The organism is Bacillus sp. AP50, assembly GCF_040492675.1.
In the GTDB taxonomy this organism is placed as follows: Bacteria; Bacillota; Bacilli; order Bacillales; family Bacillaceae_G; genus Bacillus_A; species Bacillus_A cereus.
The window spans coordinates 1-3,934 of the sequence record NZ_JBEUTW010000037.1; the positions used below are offsets into that span (position 1 = coordinate 1).

Consider the following 3,934-nt stretch of genomic DNA (forward strand, 5'->3'; position numbering starts at 1 on the left):
GTATTAGGTTAAACGTCTTTACTTAAAATGATACCCATATGTGATGATAATTTAATTATCTCGCACAAAAGCGATTTATATTTATAACCCATTAAGTAATGTGAATTAAACGAGACTTATAGTATAGAGGCAATATACGTGATTTTTAAGATTCATGCAAATATTTAATTTTGATCAAATAATTTTTTAGGTAGTCAGAGATTGCAATATTATCACGCTTAAAAGGGGAGATATTATGTTTAAACACGATACTATTGTACGTTTTAGTGAATGTGATTCTTTAGGACATGTAAACAACTCAAATTATTTTACGTATTTTGAAGAAGCAAGAAATGACCTCTTTAAAATTTTTAACCCGAGTCTAAAAATAGAATCTTGGAATTTAATTGTTGCTTCAACTCAATGTGACTTTATTCGTGAGGTGGTTTATGGTCAAAAATTAGTTGTTTCTACATGGATTAGCAAAATTGGTAATGCAAGTTTTCAAGTTGAACATGTTATACAAGATGAAAATCAAAATTGGATTGTAAGAGGAAAAGTTATTTTAGTTCATTTTAATTTTCAATCACAAAAATCAATTCCTTTATCTCAAGAAATAAGGAACGTACTTTCGGAACATACTGAGGCACCTAAAGGTGTTCCGATGTTGAGATAAAAACATCATAATCATTTGATCTTAATACACAATGGGACACTATGGAGGTATATGTAATGAAATATTATGTAGTAGACGCATTTGCAGAAAACATATTTGAAGGAAACCCTGCAGCAATTTGTATCATGGAAGATTGGATTTCAGATGAGATGATGCAAAAAATTGCGATAGAAAATAATCTGTCTGAAACAGCTTATACTGTAAAAGAAGGGGAGTGCTATCAACTAAGATGGTTTACTCCTGGAGGAGAAATTGATCTATGTGGCCATGCAACTTTAGCAGCAGCATACGTTATTGCAAATTATTATGAAAAAGGTATTGAGGAAATTACATTTCTAACAAAGAGCGGAAAACTTGTTGTATCCAAGAACGGTAATCTTTATGAGATGGATTTCCCAAGCAGAATGCCTGAAAAGATTACATTAACAGATGAGATGGTTAAAGCCATTGGAATAAACCCTATTGAAAGCTACTTAGGTAGAGATTTGATCTTCATATTAGAAAATGAAGAGGATGTTCAAAATCTAACTCCTGATTTTGCGAAAATGAAGGAGCTAACAGAAGGATTAGCCGTATCAGTTACTGCCAGAAGTGCTAAATATGATTTTGTTTCCAGAGTTTTTTTTCCAAAACTAAATGTAAATGAAGATCCAGTTTGCGGTTCAGCGCATTGTAGTTTCATCCCATTTTGGGCACAACGTCTTGGTAAAGATGAAATGGTAGCAAGGCAGCTGTCTGACCGAGGCGGAACATTATATTGTAAACATGAGGGAGACAGAGTAAAGATTGCGGGAACAGCAGTTGTATATGCCATTGGTGAGATTCAAATTTAATAAAAAGGAGGCTAGAACATGAAAATAGAACAAAGAATGGAAGAACTAGGTATTTTATTAACTAATACTTCGCCTGCTAAAGCATTATACGTACCTGTCAAACAATTAGGGAATTCCCTTTTTGTTTCAGGACAAGCTCCATTTATAGATGGTACACCCGCTTATACAGGAAAAGTCGGTGGAGAAAGAACCTTAGAAGAAGCACAAGAAGCAGCAAGAATTTGTATTATTAATACACTGGCAGCAGTCAAAGAGTATATTGGTGATTTAGACCGTATTGTAAATGTAGTGAAACTACAAGCCTTTGTGAATTGTGAAATTGAATTCAATCAACAACATATTGTTATTAATGCTGCTTCAAAATTATTACATGATATCTTTGGAGTGGAAGGTCAACATGCCCGAACGGCAATTGGAGTGAATCAGCTACCCATGAATATCACAGTGGAAATTGATTCTATCTTCGAAATTCAGGGCCAATAAGCTAATTATAAATGAAATTTCCCCTTAAAAATAATAATTAATACTAAAATCACATGCTAGTGTTAGACATATTCAGCAAGTATTAAAATTTAACTTTCAATTATAATACTTGCATTACATGGAGAAGAATATATGAATAAAAAGAACGATTTCAATGATAATCAAACCAAATGTAAAGCTCTTAAACTTTCCAATAATGATCAGTGGCAATATGAATCATTTTATAGATACCAACCTGTATTTTCATGTAAAGCTTTATTGAAATTTTTCACTAGAAGAGCAAAGTAATAGTATTAACTCACATCATAAAGTCAGAATTTTCTTCATTCAAACTCCAGGAAAGGAATGCAACTTGTGAAATGCAGATTAAAGCAATTACTATAGAGGAAATTTATCAGGAGATATTAGATGGAAAAAGAAATAGATTCCCGCCAAACACTTGAAAATTAGATGAAAATAATGAAATGGCTAAAGAGTAACAAGATATTTAGTAACAAACATTTTAAATTGGAACGAAGAAGAAATCAAACAGAATTGGAATAACGCATTAATTGCAAAGTATCGTTTACGTGGCGTATTGAAACATAAATATGAAAATAGTCCGTATGCAATGATTAATGATTTATATCCAAACAGATATGTAAAACATTTATTTAGAGGATATACAAATAAATCTTAATATTTTTATAAAGCTCACATTAACATGATACCCCAAAAGGGAAAGGAAGGTCCGTAAAATGTCATTAGAAAAAGTTATTTCCTATTTTAAACAATATGGTATGGAAGATAGAATTATAGAGGTAACAGAATCTAGCGCAACAGTTGAATTAGCAGCAAAAGCGTTACAATGTGAACCTCAAAGAATCGCAAAGACTTTATCTTTTCAAATAGAAGATCGTGTTTTAGTAATAGTAACTGCAGGTGATGCTAAAATTGATAATCGTAAATACAAGGAACAGTTTGGTGTTAAAGCTAAGATGGTCGATGCAAACAAAGTGGAAGAGTTAATTGGACATGCAATAGGTGGTGTTTGCCCGTTTGCTGTAAATAAAGATGTAGAAGTGTATTTGGATGTATCACTACAAAGATTTATAACTGTTTTTCCTGCTTGTGGAAGTGGAAATAGTGCTATTGAATTAACAATAGAAGAACTAGAACGATACTCAAAATATTTAAAGTGGATTGATGCCTGTAAGGGATATACAAACTAAGAAGCAATCTTAGGAGAACATTCCATATATGTACGTCTGTACGCTATTTTTATAGAACTATAAATTACAGTGGGATTGAATAAGAATGAGAAATAGATTTTTTATAATAATGTTATCTATGCTATTTAGTATTGGATTGGCTGGCTGCGAGCAATGGAATCGTTATAGTCCGTTTGTAAGTGCGATAGATGTATATGGTGTAGTGAAAGAAGAAGCTAAAAGAGACACTAAGGCCCCTAAAGATGTAATTCATTATTCATATGATTTAATTGGATATGATGAGAGTTTAAATAAAATAGACTTAGGTTTTGGGTCAGATAACAAATTCCCTATTGGCACATATATTAAAGCTGCGAAAAGGGGAAGTGATACAAGAATGCATGATATTTCAGTTATTAAAAAAGAAGAGATTCCAGAAAATATATTAAAGAAATTAAATAAGAAGTAATAACCTCGATAAAAAACTACATTCTATATAGGGTGTAGTTTTTTTAGTATAAATTAAAATATCTCGAACAATCAGCAAAAGAGATTAGTTCAATTATTAATATTAATTCAGAAATGAAACAAGTTTTGAAACGTTTATACGTATAGTACAGTTAATCCGCAAAATGAAATTTTTTTTGGTTTAGCATGTAAATCTAAAAAAGCTTTAGTTTAGACTTTCTTGTCCCAATCAAGTTCCAAAAACAAAAGTTTAGACTTTCTTGTCTAAATAGTTTAGAGTTTCATGTCTTTGTACAGTACAATAA

General features: G+C 31.4%; 5 protein-coding genes and 1 pseudogene. All 6 read left to right on the top strand.

Features of this window, described 5'->3' with window-relative positions; all coding sequences use genetic code 11:
* Positions 1-235: 235 nt before the first annotated feature.
* Positions 236-655 carry an acyl-CoA thioesterase gene (locus tag ABWK52_RS04835; RefSeq protein WP_086424157.1) on the top strand — a complete coding sequence of 140 codons (420 nt, stop codon included), beginning with the start codon at positions 236-238 and terminating at the stop codon, positions 653-655.
* A gap of 56 nt (positions 656-711) precedes the next feature.
* Positions 712-1,488, top strand: a complete 777-nt coding sequence (locus ABWK52_RS04840) for a PhzF family phenazine biosynthesis protein (protein ID WP_086424156.1) — start codon at positions 712-714, stop codon at positions 1,486-1,488.
* 18 nt (positions 1,489-1,506) lie between these two features.
* On the top strand, positions 1,507-1,971 hold the full coding sequence (locus tag ABWK52_RS04845; protein ID WP_086424155.1) for a RidA family protein: 465 nt from the start codon (positions 1,507-1,509) through the stop codon (positions 1,969-1,971).
* Positions 1,972-2,330: 359 nt separating this feature from the next.
* Positions 2,331-2,629 (top strand): annotated as a pseudogene (locus tag ABWK52_RS04850) (DUF4046 domain-containing protein); the annotation flags it as partial.
* 79 nt (positions 2,630-2,708) lie between these two features.
* Positions 2,709-3,182, top strand: coding sequence for a YbaK/EbsC family protein (locus tag ABWK52_RS04855; protein WP_065845743.1), 474 nt, complete (start codon positions 2,709-2,711; stop codon positions 3,180-3,182).
* Between the two features lie 85 nt (positions 3,183-3,267).
* Entirely contained in the window at positions 3,268-3,630 is a 363-nt protein-coding gene (locus ABWK52_RS04860; RefSeq protein ID WP_001988071.1) for a DUF1093 domain-containing protein, read from the top strand.
* Positions 3,631-3,934: the final 304 nt, after the last annotated feature.